At 62.0% G+C, this 19,172-nt stretch carries 14 protein-coding genes; 9 read left to right on the top strand and 5 right to left on the bottom strand.

What is annotated here, in order from left to right; all coding sequences use genetic code 11:
- The first annotated feature begins 15 nt into the window (after positions 1 to 15).
- The 6 genes from VMP31_RS15500 (at position 16) to VMP31_RS15475 (ending at position 10,741) form a co-directional block, all read left to right on the top strand.
- Positions 16 to 1,299 carry an ATP-binding protein gene (locus VMP31_RS15500; protein ID WP_325508601.1) on the top strand — a complete coding sequence of 428 codons (1,284 nt, stop codon included), beginning with the start codon at positions 16 to 18 and terminating at the stop codon, positions 1,297 to 1,299.
- On the top strand, positions 1,296 to 2,645 hold the full coding sequence (locus VMP31_RS15495; RefSeq protein ID WP_325508600.1) for an HD domain-containing phosphohydrolase: 1,350 nt from the start codon (positions 1,296 to 1,298) through the stop codon (positions 2,643 to 2,645). The genes VMP31_RS15500 and VMP31_RS15495 overlap by 4 nt, the downstream gene beginning before the upstream one ends.
- Positions 2,642 to 3,199, top strand: coding sequence for a response regulator (locus VMP31_RS15490; protein ID WP_325508599.1), 558 nt, complete (start codon positions 2,642 to 2,644; stop codon positions 3,197 to 3,199). Before VMP31_RS15495 ends, VMP31_RS15490 begins: the two co-directional genes overlap by 4 nt.
- 81 nt (positions 3,200 to 3,280) lie before the next feature.
- Positions 3,281 to 7,051, top strand: coding sequence for a PAS domain S-box protein (locus tag VMP31_RS15485; RefSeq protein ID WP_325508598.1), 3,771 nt, complete (start codon positions 3,281 to 3,283; stop codon positions 7,049 to 7,051).
- Complete coding sequence (locus VMP31_RS15480; protein ID WP_325508597.1) at positions 7,048 to 7,509, top strand: response regulator; 462 nt, start codon at positions 7,048 to 7,050, stop codon at positions 7,507 to 7,509. Before VMP31_RS15485 ends, VMP31_RS15480 begins: the two co-directional genes overlap by 4 nt.
- Positions 7,502 to 10,741: an EAL domain-containing protein gene (locus tag VMP31_RS15475; RefSeq protein WP_325508596.1), complete on the top strand. Its 3,240-nt coding sequence runs from the start codon at positions 7,502 to 7,504 to the stop codon at positions 10,739 to 10,741. The genes VMP31_RS15480 and VMP31_RS15475 overlap by 8 nt, the downstream gene beginning before the upstream one ends.
- On the opposite strand, the gene moaE is transcribed toward VMP31_RS15475, so the two are convergent.
- From moaE to dmeF, 5 genes are all read right to left on the bottom strand, one after another.
- Positions 10,733 to 11,191: a molybdopterin synthase catalytic subunit MoaE gene (gene moaE, locus VMP31_RS15470; RefSeq protein WP_325508595.1), complete on the bottom strand. Its 459-nt coding sequence runs from the start codon at positions 11,189 to 11,191 to the stop codon at positions 10,733 to 10,735. The two genes, VMP31_RS15475 and moaE, sit on opposite strands and share 9 nt — an antisense overlap.
- 2 nt (positions 11,192 to 11,193) lie before the next feature.
- The gene (locus VMP31_RS15465) at positions 11,194 to 11,436 is read right to left on the bottom strand and encodes a MoaD/ThiS family protein (protein WP_325508594.1); all 243 of its coding nucleotides are present in this window, start codon (positions 11,434 to 11,436) and stop codon (positions 11,194 to 11,196) included.
- Complete coding sequence (moaC, locus tag VMP31_RS15460; RefSeq protein ID WP_325508593.1) at positions 11,433 to 11,909, bottom strand: cyclic pyranopterin monophosphate synthase MoaC; 477 nt, start codon at positions 11,907 to 11,909, stop codon at positions 11,433 to 11,435. The genes VMP31_RS15465 and moaC overlap by 4 nt, the downstream gene beginning before the upstream one ends.
- A 147-nt stretch (positions 11,910 to 12,056) precedes the next feature.
- On the bottom strand, positions 12,057 to 13,448 hold the full coding sequence (locus tag VMP31_RS15455) for a PhoH family protein (RefSeq protein WP_325508592.1): 1,392 nt from the start codon (positions 13,446 to 13,448) through the stop codon (positions 12,057 to 12,059).
- A 301-nt stretch (positions 13,449 to 13,749) separates the two neighbouring features.
- Positions 13,750 to 14,736 (bottom strand): CDF family Co(II)/Ni(II) efflux transporter DmeF, encoded by a 987-nt coding sequence (gene dmeF / locus VMP31_RS15450; protein WP_325508591.1) that lies wholly within the window; start codon positions 14,734 to 14,736, stop codon positions 13,750 to 13,752.
- 140 nt (positions 14,737 to 14,876) lie between these two features.
- Between dmeF and yaaA the strand changes: the two genes are divergently transcribed.
- From yaaA to alg8, 3 genes are all read left to right on the top strand, one after another.
- Positions 14,877 to 15,656: a peroxide stress protein YaaA gene (gene yaaA / locus VMP31_RS15445; protein ID WP_325508590.1), complete on the top strand. Its 780-nt coding sequence runs from the start codon at positions 14,877 to 14,879 to the stop codon at positions 15,654 to 15,656.
- A 631-nt stretch (positions 15,657 to 16,287) separates the two neighbouring features.
- Entirely contained in the window at positions 16,288 to 17,598 is a 1,311-nt protein-coding gene (gene algD / locus VMP31_RS15440; RefSeq protein WP_325508589.1) for a GDP-mannose 6-dehydrogenase, read from the top strand.
- 88 nt (positions 17,599 to 17,686) lie between these two features.
- A complete protein-coding gene (gene alg8 / locus VMP31_RS15435) occupies positions 17,687 to 19,168 on the top strand; it encodes a mannuronan synthase (RefSeq protein WP_325508588.1) in 1,482 nt (493 codons plus the stop codon).
- Positions 19,169 to 19,172 lie beyond the last annotated feature (4 nt).

Below are 19,172 nucleotides of genomic sequence, written 5' to 3'. Positions count from 1 at the left end.
TAGAAGGAGCTTGCAATGGAAGGATTCACGGCTCAACTGCTCCACGCCCTAATCGGCAATATCCACCTTGGCATCATCGTACTGGATGCAGACATGCGGATTCAGTACTGGAATAGCTTTGTCGCCGAGCGTTGCGCCACGCCCCTCGAACAGGCCTGTGGACAGCTGTTGGCGGAGGTTTTTCCGCAAGCCATCTCGGCCGATTTCAACCGTAGCATCGAACTGGCCCGTGACCAGGGCCGGCATGTCTACAGCCACTGGCTGGAGATACCACCGCTGCAGCTGCAGCCCGTGAGCAGCGAGTCCAGCCTGCTGGCCCTGCAGAGCACCCTGTTGTTTCCCTTCAGCACCCCGGACGCGGCCACCCATTTTGGCCTGGTGGTGTATGACACCAGCGCCGTGGCCCAGGGCAATGAGCAGCTGCGCGCCGCGCTCAAGGCCCTGGGCACTAAGCAGGCCGAGCAGGATCAGCTGTTGCGCAAGCTGGAAACCGCCAATAGCCAGCTGCTGCAATCGGAAAAAATGGCGGCCATTGGTCAGTTGGCCGCCGGGGTGGCCCATGAAATCAACAACCCCATCGGCTATGTGTTTTCCAACCTCAAGACCCTCGACGGCTATGTCCGCGACCTGCTGAAGATCGCCGATGCGGTGGATTCTGCCGGCGACCTGGATGAGCTGCGCCAGCTCAAGCGCCAGCTGGAGTACGACTATATCCGCGGCGATGTGGCGGCCTTGATCAGCGAGTCGGAAGACGGCATCGACCGGGTCACCCGGATCATCAGCGCACTCAAGGACTTCTCCCATATCGAGGAAGACGAATTCCGCCCGGCCGACCTGCACCGCGGCCTGGACACCACCCTCAACGTGGTCAACAACGAGCTCAAGTACAAGGCCGAGGTGATCAAGGAATACGGCAAACTGCCCGAGGTCGAGTGCATCCTGTCGCAGATCAACCAGGTGGTGATGAACCTGCTGGTCAATGCCGCCCACGCCATCGAGCAGTTCGGCCGCATCACCCTGCGTACCGGCTGCGATGACGACTGGGCCTGGATCGAGGTCGAAGACAACGGCAAGGGTATTGACCCCAAACTGCTCAACCGCATCTTCGAACCCTTTTTCACCACCAAGCCGGTCGGCAAAGGCACGGGCCTGGGTCTGGCGCTGTCCTACAACATCGTGCAGAAACACAGCGGCAGCATCGAGGTGCACAGCGAACCGGATGTCGGCACCCGCTTTCGCATCAACCTGCCGCTTCGCCAGGCCAATGCCCGACCACAAGCGGACGCCCCCCAGCCATGAATGCAGCCGAGAATCCGACGCTGGCCACCCTGCTGCTGGTCGACGACGAAGAGAACATCCTCAACAGCCTGCGCCGGGTGCTGCGCAATGAACCCTATAAGCTTCTGACCTGCAACAGCGGCGAGGCGGCCCTGCAGCTGTTCGCCGAGCAGCCTATCGACCTGGTGATATCCGACGCACGCATGCCCGGGATGGACGGTGCGGCGCTGCTGGCCCAAGTGCAGCAGCGCTGGCCGAACTGCCTGCGCATCCTGCTGACCGGCTATGCCGACCTGACCACCACGGTCAAGGCGATCAACGAAGGGCAGATCTACCGCTATATCAGCAAACCCTGGGACGATAACGAGCTGCGCCTGATCATCCACCAGGCCCTGGCCTTCCAGCACTCCGAACACGAGCGGATGCGCCTGGAAGACCTGACCCGCGAGCAGAACCAGCGCCTGCAGGAACTCAACGCCAGCCTTGAGCAGCGCGTACGCGACCGCACCTCCGAGCTTGAGCAAACCGCCGATATGCTCGACCTGGCCTACTCCGAGCTGCGCAGGAGCTATGTCACCGCCACCGAAGTGTTCGCCAACCTGGTCGGCCAGCGCCTGGGCAAGGAGCAACAGACCAACACCCAGGTCATCGCCCTGGCCAAGGCTTTTGCCGACTTCCAGCAACTCGACGAGAGCAGCAGCAACAACCTGGCCATGGCGGCGGCCATGTACAACATCGGCAAGCTGGCCTGGGACGACCAGCTGCTGCAGCGCCCCGCCGATCTGCTGTACAAGGAGGAGCGGGCACGCTACCGGCAATACCCGGTGGTCGGCGAAAGCCTGCTGATGACCCTGGAGCCGGTGCAGGATGCCGGCCGCCTGATCCGCCATCACCAGGAGCGCTGGGATGGCCAGGGCTACCCCGACCACCTGGCCGGCACGGCGATCCCCCTCGGCTCGCGTATTCTCAAGCTGGCGGTGGACTTTATCGAACTGCAGCGCGGCCTGGTGCTGGAGCGCCGGTTAAACCGCGACGAAGCCCTGCTGCTGATGCAGAAATACGCCGGGCGCCTCTACGACCCACAGCTGTGCAAAGACTTTGTCACCCTGTGCACCACCCTGGCCCCCGACCTGGCCCTGGCCGACGCCAGCATTCTCGCCCTGGACACCCGCCGCCTGGAGCCGGGCATGGTGCTGGCGCGCAACCTCCACGCGGAAAACGGCATGCTCCTGCTCAACCAGGGCAAACCCCTGACCCGCGCGCTGATCGACAAGCTGATCGCCTTCGAAGCCACCGAAGGGGGGCACTACACCCTGTTCGTACGCAAGCCCGAAGACACCGCGGCGACACCCGACGGAGAGCCATGATGATCAAGATCCAACTGCTCGATGACGACCCGCACATCCTCAGCGCCCTGCAGCGGGTGCTGCACCCGCATCGCTGGGAGGTGCACAGCTTCAGCGATGGCCAGGCGGCACTGGAAGCGCTCACCGAACACGAGTTCGCGGTGATCATTTCCGATTACCAGATGCCCAACCTCGATGGCATCACCTACCTGCAGTTCGCCAAGCAGCGCCAGCCCCATGCCATCCGCATGATGCTCAGCGCCCACGGCGATCGCCAGTCGATGATGCAGGCGATCAACCGCGCGGAGATCTATCGCTTCCTCTCCAAGCCCTGGGACGACTACGAACTCGAGGCCGCGATCAAGTCGGCCATCGACCTCTACCTGCTGCGCTTCGAAAACCAGCGCCTGCTGGCCCAGGTACGCAGCCAGCAATCGGCCATCGACCGCCAGGAACAGGAACTGCAGCGCCTGGAAGACGAACACCCAGGCATCACCCGAGTCAGGCGCGACGCCCAGGGCGTGGTCTTGCTCGACCTCGACGAACCGGATGAAAGCGAACCCAGCAACTACTAGCAGCCACCGTGCATAGCCCCCCACAGGCAAGGGCAAGCGCAGCGGCTCAAGCGGGTTTGCCCAGCTATTAAAGGAATATTCATGCATACCCGCCACCTGATCGTCGCCGCCTACCTGCACGTGCTGGCGTTCGCCATGCTCGGCTTGGGCGCGATCAGCCTGATCGGTTATCTGCTGCTCGAACAACCGACCCGCCACAACGTGGTGCTGCTACCCGACAGCGCCCTGATGTCGGTCCTGATGGGCGGCCTTATTCTCGCCGCAACCCGGCAAGCCATGGCGGCGCGCCAACTGCTGGCCGCCCTGCTGGTCGCGCTGACCCTCTACAGCCTGCTGCACAACCTGCTCGCGGGCGGTGAGAATATCGGCCAGTCCTGGCTCAGCGGCTTTCTGCGCATGCGCAGCGGCCTGGCCGTGAGCATGCTGCTGGCCACCCTGGCGTTGTACCTGAGCGGCGGCGCACGGCTGGCCAGACGCGTCGCCTGCCTGGCCGGCGGCGCACTGATGATCCTGGCCATACTTTCGCAGCTGGCCGACAGCTGGCCGCCGCTCGAAATGATCCGCCTGGGCTTCAAGTACGACGCAACCCATGTGGCCAACCTCTTCGTTCTGTGCCTGGGCCTGAGCATCATTATGCTGAGCCTGCACCCGCGCGCAGAGCATGACCGGCTCGACCCGCGCACCCTCAGCGCTGGTATCTTCGGCACTCTGCTCGCCTGCTCCAGCTGGTACCTGCTAAGCACACAGGCGATCCACATCATCAGCCGTGAAGGCGACATGCTGCTCACGAAGATGGCAAGCGCCGCCACCGAGGATCTGCAGAGCCACCTGACACTGATACAGCGCATGACCGATCGCTGGCAGATAGTCGGGCTTATGCCTAGCCCCAGCCTCTGGCAGCAGGAAGCACACAGTTCCCTGCGCGACTTCCCCAATCTGAAACTGCTGGCGCTGCTTGATCACGACCTCGACCCTCGCCGGCTTGAAGCCCGCAACCCGGCCCAGGCTGCCTGGCTGCGGCAGCTGGTTGCTGACGCCGACCAACGCAGCTGGCTGCAAGAGGTGCGAGACGGCAAGCACCCACAGATTGGCCAGACCCGCGATTACGGCGATGCCCGCGTGCGCAATACGCTGATCGCCAGCCCGCTGCACCTGCCCGGCCAGCCGCCACTATTGCTGGTTGCCAGCCTCAACGTGCCCGGCATTCTAGATAACCTGCGGGACCGCGACCTGAAGGGTTTTATCGTGCACGCCAGCGAAGGCGATCAGCTGCTGTACGACTCGACCAGCGACCCCATTCAATACGCCATCCCGGTCAGCCAGCGCAGCCTGCTGCTGCCCTATGGCCAGACCTGGCAGCTGAGCGCCTACGTGCACAACCCCCATGCGCTGAATGCCGACACCCACCTGGCCACCCTGACCCTACTGTTTGGCCTGGCCCTGAGCTTCTTCCTGCTACTCAGCCAGCGCCTGGCCTGGCTGGCAACCGAACATTCACAGCAACTGCAAAGCGCCAACCAGGACCTGCAGCAAAGCCTGGCCCTGCAGCTGCGCACGCAGAACCTCAACCAGCGGATCATGCAGTTCACCCATGATGTGCTCTGCTCGATCGACCGCCATGGACGCTTCCACGAACTCAGCCCGTCCTGCGAGAAACTCTTCGGTTACCCGGCCCAGACCCTGATCGGCCAGGCCTCTATCGACCTGGTGCTGGCCGAAGACCGCCAGCAGACCCAGGAGGAAATAGTTGCCTGCATGCGCGCTCGCGCCAGCCACACCCTGCGCAACCGCTGCCGGCACCAGGATGGACGCATCCTGCATATCCTCTGGACAGTCGACTGGTCCGAACAGGCGCAGACCCTGTTTGCCGTCGCCCATGACATCACCCCCCTGGTCGTGAACGAGGCCTACGCCGAAAGCCAGCGGGAGATCCTCAGCATGATTTCCAACGACCGACCGCTGGGCGAAACCCTCGAAGCCCTCTGCCTGATGATCGAGGCCCAGCAACCCGGAGCCCTGTGCTCGGTGCTGCTGCTCGACGCCAGTGGCCAGCACCTGCACACCGGGGCGGCACCCAACCTGCCGCCAGCCTATAGCCAGGCCCTCGACGGCCTGACCATCGGTCCCCGCGTCGGCAGCTGCGGCACGGCGGCTTTCCTGCTGAAACTGGTGATCAGCGAAGACATCCGCAGCGACCCGCTTTGGCAGGACTACCGCGACCTGGCCCAGGCCCACGGCCTCAAGGCCTGCTGGTCGTTTCCGCTGATTTCCCACGACGGCAAGGGCCTGGGCACCTTTGGCGTCTATCACCGCCAGCCCCAGACACCGGACGACGAGCAGATCCAGCACCTGGCCACCGCTGCCCAGCTGGCGGCCATTGGCATCGCCCGGGCGGCCGACCGTCGCCATCTGCAGGAAAGCCAGCAACGCTTCCGCTCGTTGTTCGCCTTCAACCCGGACCCGGTCTTCTCCTTTGACCTGCACGGCCATTTTCTCAGCATCAACGATGCTGGCCAGCAGCTGCTGGGGCTCAGCGAAGCCGAGATCATCGGCAAACACTTCACCGGGCTGATCGCCAGCGACCAGCAGGCGCAGATCCGCGAGCACCTCAAGGCGGCCAGCGCAGGCACCCCCCAGCACTATGAAACGCGCCTGCAGGATCGCCAGCACAAGGCCCTGACTCTGGACGTGACCAATCTGCCGATCATGGTCGATGCGCAGATCGTCGGGGTATTCGGCATCGCCAAGAATGTCAGCGGCTACAAGCAGGCGCTGGCCGAGGCCCAGGCCCTGGCCGAGCGCCTGCGCAACACCCTGGAAAGTATCAGCGATGCCTTCTACACCCTCGACACCGACTGGCGCTTCACCTACACCAACCACGAAGCCGAGCGACTGTTGCAGGCCAGCGCCCCCGGCCTGCTCGGCCAGCAACTGTGGCTGGCCTTCCCGGGCTCCTACGACAGCGAAATCGGCGAGCACTACCGCCAGGCCATGAGCAGCGGTCAGCCGCGCCACTTCGAGAGCTTCTACGCGCCCCTGAACGGCTGGTTCGAGCTGCATGTCTACCCCTCCGAAGAGGGCCTGGCGGTTTACTTCCAGAACATCAGCGAACGCCGTCGGACTCAGCAGGAGCTGCAGGCGACCCTGCTCGAACTGGAGCGCAGCAACAAGGAGCTGCAGGAATTCGCCTTTGTCGCCTCCCACGATCTGCAGGAGCCATTGCGCAAGATCCAGGCCTTCTCCGAACGCCTGGTCAGCCGCAGCACGGCGCTGGATGAAGACAGCCGCGACTACCTGCAGCGCATGACCTCGGCCGCGGCACGCATGCAGGCGCTGATAATCGACCTGCTCAACTACTCGCGGGTCAATACCCGCGGCCAGCCCCTGCAACCGCTGGACCTCAACCAGGTGCTCGGCGAAGTACTCGGGGACATGGAAGCCGCCATCGAACAGAGCCAGGCGCGCATCGACTACCCGCCACTACCCAAAGTACTGGGCGACCCTAGCCAGTTGCGCCAACTGCTGCAGAACCTGCTGAGCAATGCCCTGAAATTCCAGGCCCCCGGCAACCGCCCGCTGATCCGCCTGTATGTGGAGGCGCAGAACGCCACACACTGGACCCTGTGCATCGCCGACAACGGCATCGGCTTCGACGAGAAGTACCTCGACCGCATTTTCAACCCCTTCCAGCGCCTGCACGGTCGTGAGGCCTATGCCGGCACCGGCATCGGCCTGGCCATCGTCAAAAAGATCGCCGAGCGCCACAGCGCACGCATTACGGCCAGTAGCGTCCCCGGCCAGGGCAGCGTATTCCGGATCACCTTTCCCACTCTAGACAGGGCCAGCCTATGACCACTGCTCCACTGGTGCAGATCCTGATCGCCGACGATGATCAGGACGACTGCATGATGGCCCGCGAGGCCTTCAGGGAATGCCACATCCCAAACCCCCTGCATTTCGTCCATGACGGCGAAGAGCTGATGAACTACCTCAAGCACCGCCCGCCCTACGAGGATGAAGCACGTTATCCACTGCCGGGGCTGATCCTGCTCGACCTCAACATGCCGCGCATGGACGGCCGCGAAGCGCTGCTGGAGATCAAGAGCGACAGCCTGCTGGGCAGCATTCCCGTGGTGATCCTCAGCACCTCCTCGGCAGACGAAGATATCCTGCGCAGCTACGCTATAGGCGTGAACTCCTTTATCACCAAGCCGTCCAGCTTCAGCGGCCTGCTTGAGGTGGTGAAAAACCTTGGTCGCTACTGGCTGGAAATCGTCGAGCTGCCCACGGACGGAACCCACAATGATTAGAACCGCTCCAGGCTGGAAACTGCTGTTGATCGACGACGATGAGGATGACTTCATCATCACCCGCGACATCCTGCGGCAGAACCCGGACTCCCCGATCGAGCTGGAGTGGTGCAACAACTTCCAGCAGGGCCTGGAGCTGGTGCTGCGCGAGGAACACGACCTCTATCTGGTGGACTACCGCCTGGGCGCGGACTCCGGCCTGGAACTGATCGACAACGCCCTGCAGCAGGGCGTGGTCAAACCCATCATCCTGCTGACCGGCCAGGGCGATTCGCACTTGGATGCCAGCGCCATCGAACTGGGTGCAGCCGATTACCTGGTCAAGGGCCAGTTCGACAATCGGCAACTGCTGCGCAGCATTCGCTACGCCATCGACCGCAGCCTGGGCAGTGCCGAGCTGGCCGACAGCGAACACCGCTATCGCCTGCTGTTCGAAGCCAACCCGGAAGCCATGTGGGTGTTCGACAAAAAAACCCTGTGCTTCCAGGCCACCAACCTCGCCGCCAGCCGTCTGTTCGGCTATTCCCAGGCCGAGTTCAAGAACATGACCGTGCTGGATATCCGCAACCAGGACGAGCAGCAGCGCTTTCTCGACTACTACAACGCTAGAGTGCGCGACGTTCCGGTTGCCGATCCCCAGGCCGGGGTCTGGACCTACCTGCACAAGTCCGGCCGCGAGCTGTATGCCGAAGTGCTGGTGCATGACTTCGAGTTCAACAAGCAGCCCTGCTGCCTGGTACTGGCCATCGATGTCACGGAAAAGTACAAGGCCCACCAACAGGCCGCCCGCCGCGAGCAGTCCTTCCGCAAGCTGCTCAACGACACCCGCGATGCCCTGCTGGTAATCGATGATCAGGGCCAGCTGTGTTACGCCAACCCGGCGGCCGAGCAGCTGTTCAAGGCAAACCAGGCGCAGTTGCAAGCACAGGTTTTCGATCTACCCCTGAACGCCGAGCAACTCTTCGAGTGGCACCTGCCCACCCCGGCCGGCGAGAGCCTGGAAGTGGAAATCCACCTCTCCGAAACCGACTGGGAGGGGCGTCAGGTGCGCTTGCTGTCGCTGCGCGATATCAGCGAACGCAAGGAAGCGGAAAAACAGCTGCGCCTGCTCAAGCGCGGCCTGGAATCGAGCTTTAACGGCGTGATCATCACCGATGCCAGGGCTCCCGACCACCCGATCATCTACGTCAACCCGGCCTTCGAGCGCATCACCGGCTACAGCGAAGCCGAAGTGCTGGGGCGCAACTGCCGCTTCCTGCAGGCGCAAGAACGCGACCAGCCGGCACTCGCCCTGATCCACCACCACCTGGAGCAGCAGCTGGAAGTGCATGTGGTGCTGCGCAACTACCGCAAGGACGGCAGCCCATTCTGGAACGACCTGTATATCTCCCCAGTGCTCGACGAGCACGGCCAGGTCAGCCACTTTATCGGCGTGCAGAACGACATCAGCGAAGAGCGGCGCTATCAGGCCGAACTGAGCTTCAATGCCAGCCATGACGTGCTCACCGGCCTGCCCAACCGTGCCCTGCTGGAAGACCGTCTGCGTCAGGGCTGCCAGATCTCCCAACGCTACCAGCGCAGCCTGGCGGTAATGTTTATCGACCTGGACGGCTTCAAGCCAATCAACGACTCCATCGGCCACCATTCCGGCGATCAGATCCTGATCGAAGTGGCTCGGCGCATGTGCGCCCAGGTACGCCCCGGCGATACCGTGGCGCGCATGGGCGGCGACGAATTCCTGGTGCTGCTGCCGGACCTGGCCCGCGAAGAAGACGTACTGCTGGTGGCCGAGCGCCTGCTCAGCGATATTGCCCGGCCCTATCCGGTGGACGGCGTCGAGCTGCACATCACCGCCAGTATCGGCATCACCCTCAGCGACGGCCTACTGGCGCAGCCGGCGCAGTTGATCCAGCAGGCCGACCTGGCCATGTACAAGGCCAAGCAGGAAGGCCGCAACAATTACCAGTGGTACACCAACGATCTCAACCAGCGGGTCGGCGAACGGGTGACCCTGCGCAACGACCTGCAGAAGGCTCTGGACAGCCAGGCCTTCGACCTCTACTACCAACCACAGATCGACGGCCGCAGCGGCCGCGTGGTCGGGATCGAGGCCCTGTTACGCTGGAAGCACCCCGAAAAAGGTTTTATTCCACCCACCCTGTTTATCCCCGTTGCCGAAGACACCGGGCAGATCATCCCCCTCAGCGTCTGGGTGCTGGACACCGCCTGCCGGCAGATGCGCCAACTCTGCGACCAGGGCATGAGCGGGCCGACGGTGGCGGTGAATATCTCCTCGGTCCACTTCCAGCGCAGCAACTTCGTCGAGGGCATCCAGGCGGTGCTGCACAAGCATCAGCTCGATGCCGAACGGCTGGAGCTGGAGATCACCGAAGGGGTGCTGCTCAACCATGCCGAGCAGGCAATCAGCACCCTGCACCAGCTGAAAAAGCTCGGCGTGAAGATCGCCATCGACGACTTCGGCACCGGTTTCTCCAGCCTCAATTACCTCAAACGCCTGCCTATCGACAAGGTCAAGATCGACCGCTCTTTTGTCGAGGAAATCGTCAGCGACCAGCACGACGCTGCCATCACTCAAGGGATCATTTCCATGGCCCACCACCTGCGCCTCAAGGTGATCGCCGAGGGTGTGGAAACCGAGCCGCAGTTCGCCTTTCTGAAGAAGAGCCACTGCGATCTGTTCCAGGGCTACTACTTCGCCAAACCCATGCCCTTCGCCGAGCTTGAGGTGTTTCTCCGCGAACGCATGCTGACCCAAGCCCCAAGCATGCCGCAGCTAAGCGGCAGCGAGCCGGCGCAGACCCTGCTGCTGCTCGATGATGAGGAAAATATCCTGCGCGCCCTGGCGCGCCTGCTGCGCCGCGATGGCTACAAGATCCTGATGACGACCCGCGCCCAGGACGCCTTCGAGCTGCTGGCCAAGCACGACGTGCAGGTGATCCTCTCCGACCAGCGCATGCCGGAGATGAGCGGCACCGAGTTCTTCAGCCGGGTCAAGGATCTGCACCCCGACACCATGCGTATCGTGCTCTCGGGCTATACCGACCTGAAATCGGTCACCGATGCGATCAATCAGGGGGCCATCTACCGCTTTCTGACCAAGCCCTGGGACGACGAACAGCTGCGCCAGATCATTGCTCAGGCCTTTCGCGAGTACGGTCAGAGCAAGGGCAAGGCACGCGATAGCCGGGCACCGAGGCTGCCTTCACTCTGAGGCTTTCCAGCGCTCGGCCGCTGCCTGGTCGGAGCAACGCCCTTCGACCCAGCGCGGGCCTTCGGCGGTGTCTTCCTTCTTCCAGAACGGTGCGCGGGTCTTGAGGTAGTCCATCACGAAGTTGCAGGCGTCAAATGCCGCCTGCCGGTGGGCACTAGTGGTGCCGACAAACACGATCGGCTCACCCGGTTCCAAGCGGCCAACACGGTGGATGATCTCGATACCCAGCAGCGGCCAGCGCTGCCTGGCTTCCTCGGCAATCTTGCCCAGGGCCTTCTCGGTCATACCGGGAAAGTGCTCGAGAAACATGCCGCCCACCTCGCGCCCTTCGTTGAAATCGCGCACATAGCCAACAAAGCTGACCACCGCGCCGATGCCCAGATTGGCGGCATGCAGGGCATTGAGTTCATTGCCCGGATCGAAGGGTTGTGACTGGACGCGAATGCTCATGTTTAGCCGCCGGTCACTGTGGGGAAAAACGCCACTTCATCGCCCGCCGCCAATGGCTCGTCCAGGCCACAGAGTTCCTGGTTACGCGCGCACATCAGGTTCTGCTCGGCCAGCACACCCCACACCCCGCCGCGGCTCAGCAGGTGCTGGCGCAGCTGATCAAGGTTGGCAAACTCGCCACTGAGTTGTTCGCCATCCAGGCCCAGGGCCTCGCGATAACGGGCGAAATACTGCACGCGGATCATGCTTGGTCCTCCAGCTTGTAGTGGCCGCTCTTGCCGCCAAGTTTCTCCAGCAGGCGCACCTGCTCGATCACCATGCCGCGGTCCACAGCCTTGCACATATCGTAAATGGTCAGCGCGGCGACGCTGGCGGCGGTCAGGGCTTCCATCTCCACCCCGGTCTGGCCGGCCAGTTTGCAGGTGGCGCGGATATGCACGGCATCCTCACCTTCGGCCGTCAATTCGACCTTGACCCCGGTCAACATCAGCGGATGACACAGCGGAATCAGATCGCTGGTTTTCTTCGCCGCCTGGATACCGGCGATTCGCGCCACGGCGAATACATCGCCCTTGGGGTGTTCGCCCTGGACGATCATCTGCAGGGTCTGCGGACGCATGCGCACCCTGGCTTCGGCACTGGCTTCGCGGAAGGTATTGGCCTTGTCGGTGACATCGACCATATGGGCATGGCCCTGGGCATCGAGATGGGTAAGCACGGGCGAACTCCAGAAAGGGATGGCCCGATTGTAAACCCGACGGTCAGGATATGGCAGCTGCAAGCTGATCGGCGTGCAAACGAAGGCCCGGGGCCGGCAAAGACCCCGGGTCGCGTTTCACTCTTACTGGAAGCTGGTCGCTTGCCGCTACATATGGGTTTCCGCGTATTCGGCGAGGATCGAGCGTGGCACACCCTGCAGGGTGATATGCACGCCATGTTCGAAGTCCTTGAAGCGCTCCGTCAGGTAGGTCAGGCCCGAGCTGGGGGCCGACAGGTAGGGGGTATCGATCTGCGCCAGGTTACCCAGGCACACCACTTTAGAACCGCTGCCGGCACGGGTGATGATGGTTTTCATCTGGTGCGGGGTGAGGTTCTGGCATTCGTCGATCAGGATCAGACTCTGCTGGAAGCTACGGCCACGGATGTAGTTGAGGGATTTGAACTGCAGCGGGACCTTTTGCAGGATGTAGTCGACGCTGCCGTGGGTGTTCTCGTCGTCCATATGCAGGGCTTCGAGGTTGTCGGTAATCGCGCCGAGCCAGGGCTCCATCTTTTCGGCTTCGGTGCCGGGCAGAAAGCCGATTTCCTGATCCAGCCCCTGCACGCTGCGGGTGGCAATGATGCGCCGGTAACGCTTGCTGACCATGGTCTGTTCGATGGCCGCCGCCAGGGCCAGAATGGTTTTACCGGAACCGGCCGCGCCGGACAGGTTGACCAGGTGAATATCCGGATCAAGCAAGGCAAACAGCGCCAGTGACTGATACACGTCGCGCGGGCGCAGGCCCCAGGCTTCCTGGTGCATCAGGGGCTCCTGATGCATGTCGAGAATCAGCAGTTCGCCGTGTTTGATGCCCTTGATCCAGCCGACAAAGCCCTGCTCGTCGAGGATAAACTCGTTGACGTGCACCGCCGGCAGGTTGTCGGTCAGTTGCACGCGGTGCCAGGTACGGCCGTGGTCCTGACGGGTTTCCACCTTGTTCACGCGGTCCCAGAAGGAACCGTCCATGTTGTGGTAACCCTGCGACAGCAGCGACACATCGTCGACCAACTGGTCGGTGTGGTAGTCCTCCGAGTCGATGCCACAGGCGCGCGCCTTCAGGCGCATGTTGATGTCCTTGGTCACCAGCACCACGTTGAGCCCCGGACGGCGCGCCTTCAGCTCCACCAACTGATTGATGATCTTGTTGTCGTTGAGGTCTTCCGGTAGCCAGGTGATGGGCGACGCGCTCTTGCTCATCAGGATCGACAGGTAACCGCAGGGCCCGCTCTTGTCGCGCTGGATCGGTACGCCAAGTTCCACTTCTTCCGGGGTCGCCACACCGAGAATCTTGTCGATCAGACGGATGGCCTGGCGACATTCGGCGGCTACTCCCTGTTTGCCGGTTTTAAGCTTGTCCAGCTCCTCCAGTACGGTCATCGGAATGGCGACATGGTGCTCCTGAAAATTCAGCAGCGCGTTGGGGTCGTGGACCAGCACATTGGTGTCGAGGGCGTACAGGGTTGGGGCGGTGGGCTTGGAGCGTCCGTGGTCATCCATACTCGGTCACCTTCTTGTAGTAGCCAAGCAACGCAGGGGCGAGACTGCGCCGCGGAGGGGCCGTCGACTCCTCAGTGCCGAGGCTGAGAAGGCTGCAAGTAAGGTGAGGGCCAATGGCCGCCACCTGTCTGCAGGGTTCGGCGGTCTTGTCTTTTAGATACTCCAAAAAAGATGACAGAAAAACGTATTTTTCAGCATTTACAGGTTTATTTGTCGGAGCGACAAATAGCGCTTGGCGACCTGCCTAAGCGCCGTTAAAGTCGGAAGTCATACCGCCGATAGCGCCGTCGAGCAATTTACCTCAACAAGCCTCCCCTACCGCCGCCCCAGTGCTGCAGCAATTGACCTCCACGGTCACATGCACCAACTCGTTAATCCCCGCCAGCCGCGCCTTGTAACGATCCGCCGTAGCCGAGCCATGGGTCACCACGCTGACGATGCAGGCGAATTGCGCGCGGCCGACGCGCCAGAGATGCAGATCCGCCAGTTCGGTGTCCGCTTCCTGGGCCAAGGCAGCGCGCACGCGCTCGACAACGGGGCTGTCCATCTCGCGGTCGAGCAGCACCTTGGCGGTTTCCAGCAGCAGGCCCTTGGCCCAGACCGCGATGATCACGGCACCGATTACCCCCATCAGCGGGTCGAGCCAACTCCAGCCAAACAACAGACCGCCCAGCAGCGCGACGATGGCGGCCACCGAGGTCAGGGCATCGGCCAGCACATGGACAAAGGCGGCATGGCGATTAAGGTCCTTGCCAGCCGCCGGAGCAGCATGATCCTGGTCGTGGACGTGGTCGTGATCGCCATGACCATGCGCATGGCCGTGACTGTGCTGATGCGGGTCGCGCAACAACCAGGCCGACGCCAGGTTGACCAGCAGGCCAACCACCGCCACCCACAAGGCCATGTCGAAGGCGATCGTCTGGGGCTGCCATAAACGCCACAGCGACTCGAAGGCCAGCATGGCCACCACCACCAGCAACATCAGCGAACTGGCAAAGCCGGCCAGCACCTCGACCTTCCAGGTGCCGAAGGCAAAGCGCGGGTCATCGGCATAGCGCCGCGCCAGCAGATAGGCCAGAGCGGTCAGGCCGATGGCGAGCATATGCGAGGCCATATGCCAGCCATCGGCCAGCAGGGCCATGGAGTTGAAGGCGTAGCCGGCGACAATCTCCACCAGCATGGTCGCCCCGGTCAGCGCCGCCACCCGCCAGGCCTGGCGCTCGGCCGTGGTTTCCAGCGGGCGGTAGTCGTGGGAAGGTTCCCAGCGCGAATGGTTACAGGCGGTCATGGCAGCTCCTTGGAGGATTCGACCAGAGCAGACTACAACCCCGGGGCCGCCCTTGGGTCAAGCGCGCCAATCGACCTTATAGGTAGTCTCAACCGCCGCCAGCTTCTAGAATCGCGCCCAGACTTTCAGGAGCAGACTCTATGTTGATGGTGATTTCGCCGGCCAAGACCCTCGATTACGAGACGCCGCCGGCGACCCCGCGTTTTACCCAGCCTGAACACCTCGACCACGCCCAGGACCTGATCAACCAGTTGCGCGACTTCAGCCCGGCGCAGATCGCCGAGCTGATGCACCTGTCGGACAAGCTCGCCGGCCTCAATGCCGCGCGCTTCGGCAGCTGGGAGCGGCCGTTCAACCCGTCCAACGCCAAGCAGGCGCTGCTGGCATTCAAGGGCGACGTCTACACCGGGCTGAACGCCGAGGATTTCAGCGAAGCCGATTTCGACTTTGCCCAGGACCACCTGCGCATGCTCTCCGGTCTTTATGGCGTGTTGCGTCCCCTCGACCTGATGCAGCCCTATCGCCTGGAGATGGGCACCAAGCTGGCCAACCCCCGCGGCAATAACCTCTATGACTTCTGGGGTGAGCGCATCAGCGGCTGGCTGAATGATGCTCTGGTCGCCCAGGGCGATCAGGTGCTGCTCAACCTGGCGTCCACCGAATACTTCAGCGCGGTGAAACGCAAGGCGCTGAATGCGCGGATTATCGACACCGAGTTCAAGGACCTGAAGAACGGCCAATACAAGATCATCAGTTTCTACGCCAAGAAAGCCCGTGGGCTGATGGCGCGCTATGTGATCAAGGAACGTCTGAACGCTGCCGAAGGCCTCAAGGACTTCGCCTATCAGGGTTACCGCTACTCGGCCGAACAGTCGAAAACCGACAAGCTGGTATTCCTGCGCGACCACCCGCAAGACTGATTCCGCCCCCCTTCTCCTTCCCCGCAACGGGCCGCTCCCCGGCCCGCTCGCCCCGTACGGCGCACATCTGCCCCGTATTCCCCTGCGGGACAATTCTCGCGCACAAATAAACTGAACTTTCCGCCCGCCTTATACACCGCGCACGGGTACTCATAGTGCTATTACATAGTGCTTATAAATTGCCATCAACGTGCAATCAGTGGCCATCACTTCAACAGCACACACAATTCACGAAAGTGGACGAACGGTAGGAACTATAGGAAAAATCCCGCACTCTTACCCACGCAACATATTTCTTCATGTAACTTTCTACATGAACCCAAACTGCCCTTAATTGCCGGACGCATGTCCGCTGGATAGTTATACCCAAAGAAAAGTTGCTGAGCGACGACAGGAGAACTTGCGCCGACCAAAAGACCCACTCGAAGCCATGAGCTAGAGCCTCTAAGGCAGCAGCTCAAAAGTTAAACAGGGCACGCTTTATATTATAAGCCCCGCTCCGACAGCCTTTTTCGACTGTCGAAACTCCTAATGCCTAAATTAATTCAGCCTGCTTATCGCACTGAGTTAAACGAACAATGTTGGCCAAAAGCCACTCTTCAACTACGCAACAAATGGACGAGGTAATACTATGCGAATCAGTATCTTTGGTTTGGGTTATGTGGGTGCCGTGTGTGCCGGTTGTTTATCGGCGCGCGGTCATGACGTAGTGGGCGTGGATATTTCCGCCCATAAAATCGATCTGATCAACAGCGGCAAATCGCCAATAGTCGAACCCGGTCTGGAAGTATTACTGCAGCAGGGTCTGAACTCCGGTCACCTGCGCGGCACCACCGATGTGGCCGACGCAATCCGTGACACCGAAGTCTCGTTTATCTGCGTCGGTACGCCGAGCAAAAAGAACGGCGATCTGGAGCTCGATTACATCGAAGGCGTGTGCCGCGAAATCGGTTTCGCCATGCGCAACAAGCCTGAACGCCACACCGTGGTGGTACGCAGCACCGTGCTGCCGGGTACCGTGAAGAACGTGGTAATTCCGATCCTCGAAGACTGCTCGGGCAAGAAGGCCGGCGTCGACTTCGGCGTGGCAGTGAACCCCGAGTTCCTGCGCGAAAGCACCGCGATCAAGGACTACGATTTCCCGCCCATGACCGTGATCGGCGAACTGGACACCGCCTCCGGCGACCTGCTGGAAAGCATCTACCGCGAGCTCGACGCCCCGGTCATCCGCAAGGACATCGATGTCGCCGAGATGATCAAGTACACCTGCAACGTCTGGCATGCGGCCAAGGTCACCTTCGCCAACGAGATCGGCAATATCGCCAAGGCCGTTGGCGTCGATGGCCGTGAAGTGATGGATGTGATCTGCCAGGACCACAAGCTCAACCTGTCCAAGTACTACATGAAGCCGGGCTTCGCCTTCGGCGGCTCCTGCCTGCCGAAAGACGTGCGCGCCCTGTCCTACCGTGCCAGCAGCCTGGATGTCGAAGCGCCGCTGATCGGTTCGCTGATGCGCAGCAACGTGGTTCAGGTGCAGAACGCCTACGACATCATTGCCAGCTACGACAAGCGCAAGGTCGCCCTGCTCGGCCTGAGTTTCAAGGCCGGCACCGACGACCTGCGCGAAAGCCCGCTGGTGGAACTGGCCGAGATGCTGATCGGCAAGGGCTTCGAGCTGAGCATCTACGACAGCAACGTCGAATATGCCCGCGTCTACGGGGCCAACAAGGAATACATCGAATCGAAGATTCCCCATGTGTCCTCGCTGCTCAACAGCGACTTCGATGCGGTGGTCGATAACGCCGAGATCATCGTTCTGGGCAATGCCGACGAGCGCTTTGCGCCCCTGGCCCAGCAGGCCCTCGCCGGCAAGCATGTGGTTGACCTGATCGGCTTTATGCCGACGGCGTCGCGTGCTGGCTCCGAAGGTATCTGCTGGTAGCCCTTAACCGAGTTGGCCTGGCCGCCCCCGTGCACAACCGCACAGGGGTGCGCCGCGCCATGTTCTGCAGCGCTGACGGAAACAAACTATGGACAGGCTAAAAAACCGCCTTCTCGAAGCCAGTGGCTGGGTCTTTTACCTCAGCCTGCTGGGCGTAATGGCATTGGCCTTGCCCGGCTCGGTATTCGATCCGGAGTCGAGAAACTATCTTCTGCTGATCGGTGCCATCGGTATCTGGCGTTACTCAATGGGTGCCGTGCACTTCGTGCGGGGCATGCTGTTTCTCTATCTGGTGTATCCGCATTACCGGCGTAAAGCGCGCCGGCTAGGTACGGCGGCCGATCCCTCGCACGTCTACCTGCTGGTCACCAGTTTCCGCATTGATGCGCTGACCACCGCCCAGGTGTATCGCTCGGTGATAGAGGAAGCGATCAACTGCGACTACCCGTCCACGGTGGTGTGCTCCATCGTCGAGCTGTCCGACGAACTGCTGATCAAGAACCTCTGGGCCAAGCTCAACCCGCCCGAGCGGGTCAAGCTGGGCTTCGTACGCATCCCCGGCACCGGCAAACGCGATGGCCTGGCCTACGGCTTCCGCGCCATTTCCCGCTACCTGCCGGACGCCCGCGCCGTGGTCGCAGTGGTCGATGGCGACACCGTGCTCAGCCCCGGGGTGGTGCGTAAAACCGTGCCTTACTTCCAGCTGTTCCCCAATGTCGGCGGCCTGACTACCAACGAGTTCTGCGAGGTGCGCGGCGGCTACATCATGAGCGAGTGGCACAAGCTGCGCTTCGCCCAGCGCCACCTCAATATGTGTTCGATGGCGCTGAACAAGCGCGTGCTGACCATGACCGGACGCATGTCGGTATTCCGCGCCGAAGTGGTCACCGACCCGGCCTTTATCGCCGATGTGGAAAGCGATTACCTCGAGCACTGGCGCCTGGGGCGTTTCCAGTTCCTCACCGGTGATGACAAGTCCAGCTGGTTCAGCCTGATGCGCCTGGGCTACGACACCTTCTACGTGCCCGACGCCACCATCAACACGGTCGAGCATCCGCCGGAGAAGAGCTTTCTCAAGGCCAGCCGCAAGCTGATGTTCCGCTGGTACGGCAACAACCTGCGGCAGAACGCCCGCGCCTTGGGCCTGGGCCGCAAGCGCCTCGGCTGGTTTACCAGCCTGGTGCTGTTCGATCAGCGCGTGTCGATGTGGACCAGCCTGCTCGGCCTGAGCGTGGCCCTGATTGCCAGCATCAAGTACGGCATCGTCTTCATGATGGTTTACCTGCTGTGGATCGGCCTCACCCGCCTGGTACTCAGCCTGCTGCTGGCCTGTTCGGGCCATCACATCGGCCCGGCCTACCCGGTGATTCTCTATTACAACCAGATCGTCGGCGCACTGGTGAAGATCTACGTGTTCTTCCGCCTCGACCGACAGTCCTGGACCCGTCAGGACACCAAGCTGGACCGCGGCCTGTTGAGCTTTCAGCGCTGGTTCAACACCTGGTCCTCACGCGCCATGACCTTCTCTGCCGCCAGCATATTTATCGCCACGCTTCTGGTGTTGGTGTGACCCG

Origin of the sequence: Pseudomonas sp. (assembly GCF_035512415.1) — a bacterium.
Lineage (GTDB): Bacteria > Pseudomonadota > Gammaproteobacteria > Pseudomonadales > Pseudomonadaceae > Aquipseudomonas.
Note: the sequence above shows the minus strand (reverse complement) of the source record. Positions and strands in the feature narration are given on the sequence as shown.

Coding starts and splice junctions, on each gene's coding strand:
- VMP31_RS15465 (WP_325508594.1), bottom strand. CDS start 11,436: ATGATCCGCGTGCAGTATTTCGCCCGTTATCGCGAGGCCCTGGGCCTG.
- VMP31_RS15500 (WP_325508601.1), top strand. CDS start 16: ATGGAAGGATTCACGGCTCAACTGCTCCACGCCCTAATCGGCAATATC.
- alg8 (WP_325508588.1), top strand. CDS start 17,687: ATGGACAGGCTAAAAAACCGCCTTCTCGAAGCCAGTGGCTGGGTCTTT.
- VMP31_RS15455 (WP_325508592.1), bottom strand. CDS start 13,448: ATGGATGACCACGGACGCTCCAAGCCCACCGCCCCAACCCTGTACGCC.
- VMP31_RS15480 (WP_325508597.1), top strand. CDS start 7,048: ATGACCACTGCTCCACTGGTGCAGATCCTGATCGCCGACGATGATCAG.
- algD (WP_325508589.1), top strand. CDS start 16,288: ATGCGAATCAGTATCTTTGGTTTGGGTTATGTGGGTGCCGTGTGTGCC.
- yaaA (WP_325508590.1), top strand. CDS start 14,877: ATGTTGATGGTGATTTCGCCGGCCAAGACCCTCGATTACGAGACGCCG.
- VMP31_RS15495 (WP_325508600.1), top strand. CDS start 1,296: ATGAATGCAGCCGAGAATCCGACGCTGGCCACCCTGCTGCTGGTCGAC.
- moaE (WP_325508595.1), bottom strand. CDS start 11,191: ATGAGCATTCGCGTCCAGTCACAACCCTTCGATCCGGGCAATGAACTC.
- dmeF (WP_325508591.1), bottom strand. CDS start 14,736: ATGACCGCCTGTAACCATTCGCGCTGGGAACCTTCCCACGACTACCGC.
- VMP31_RS15475 (WP_325508596.1), top strand. CDS start 7,502: ATGATTAGAACCGCTCCAGGCTGGAAACTGCTGTTGATCGACGACGAT.
- VMP31_RS15490 (WP_325508599.1), top strand. CDS start 2,642: ATGATGATCAAGATCCAACTGCTCGATGACGACCCGCACATCCTCAGC.
- VMP31_RS15485 (WP_325508598.1), top strand. CDS start 3,281: ATGCATACCCGCCACCTGATCGTCGCCGCCTACCTGCACGTGCTGGCG.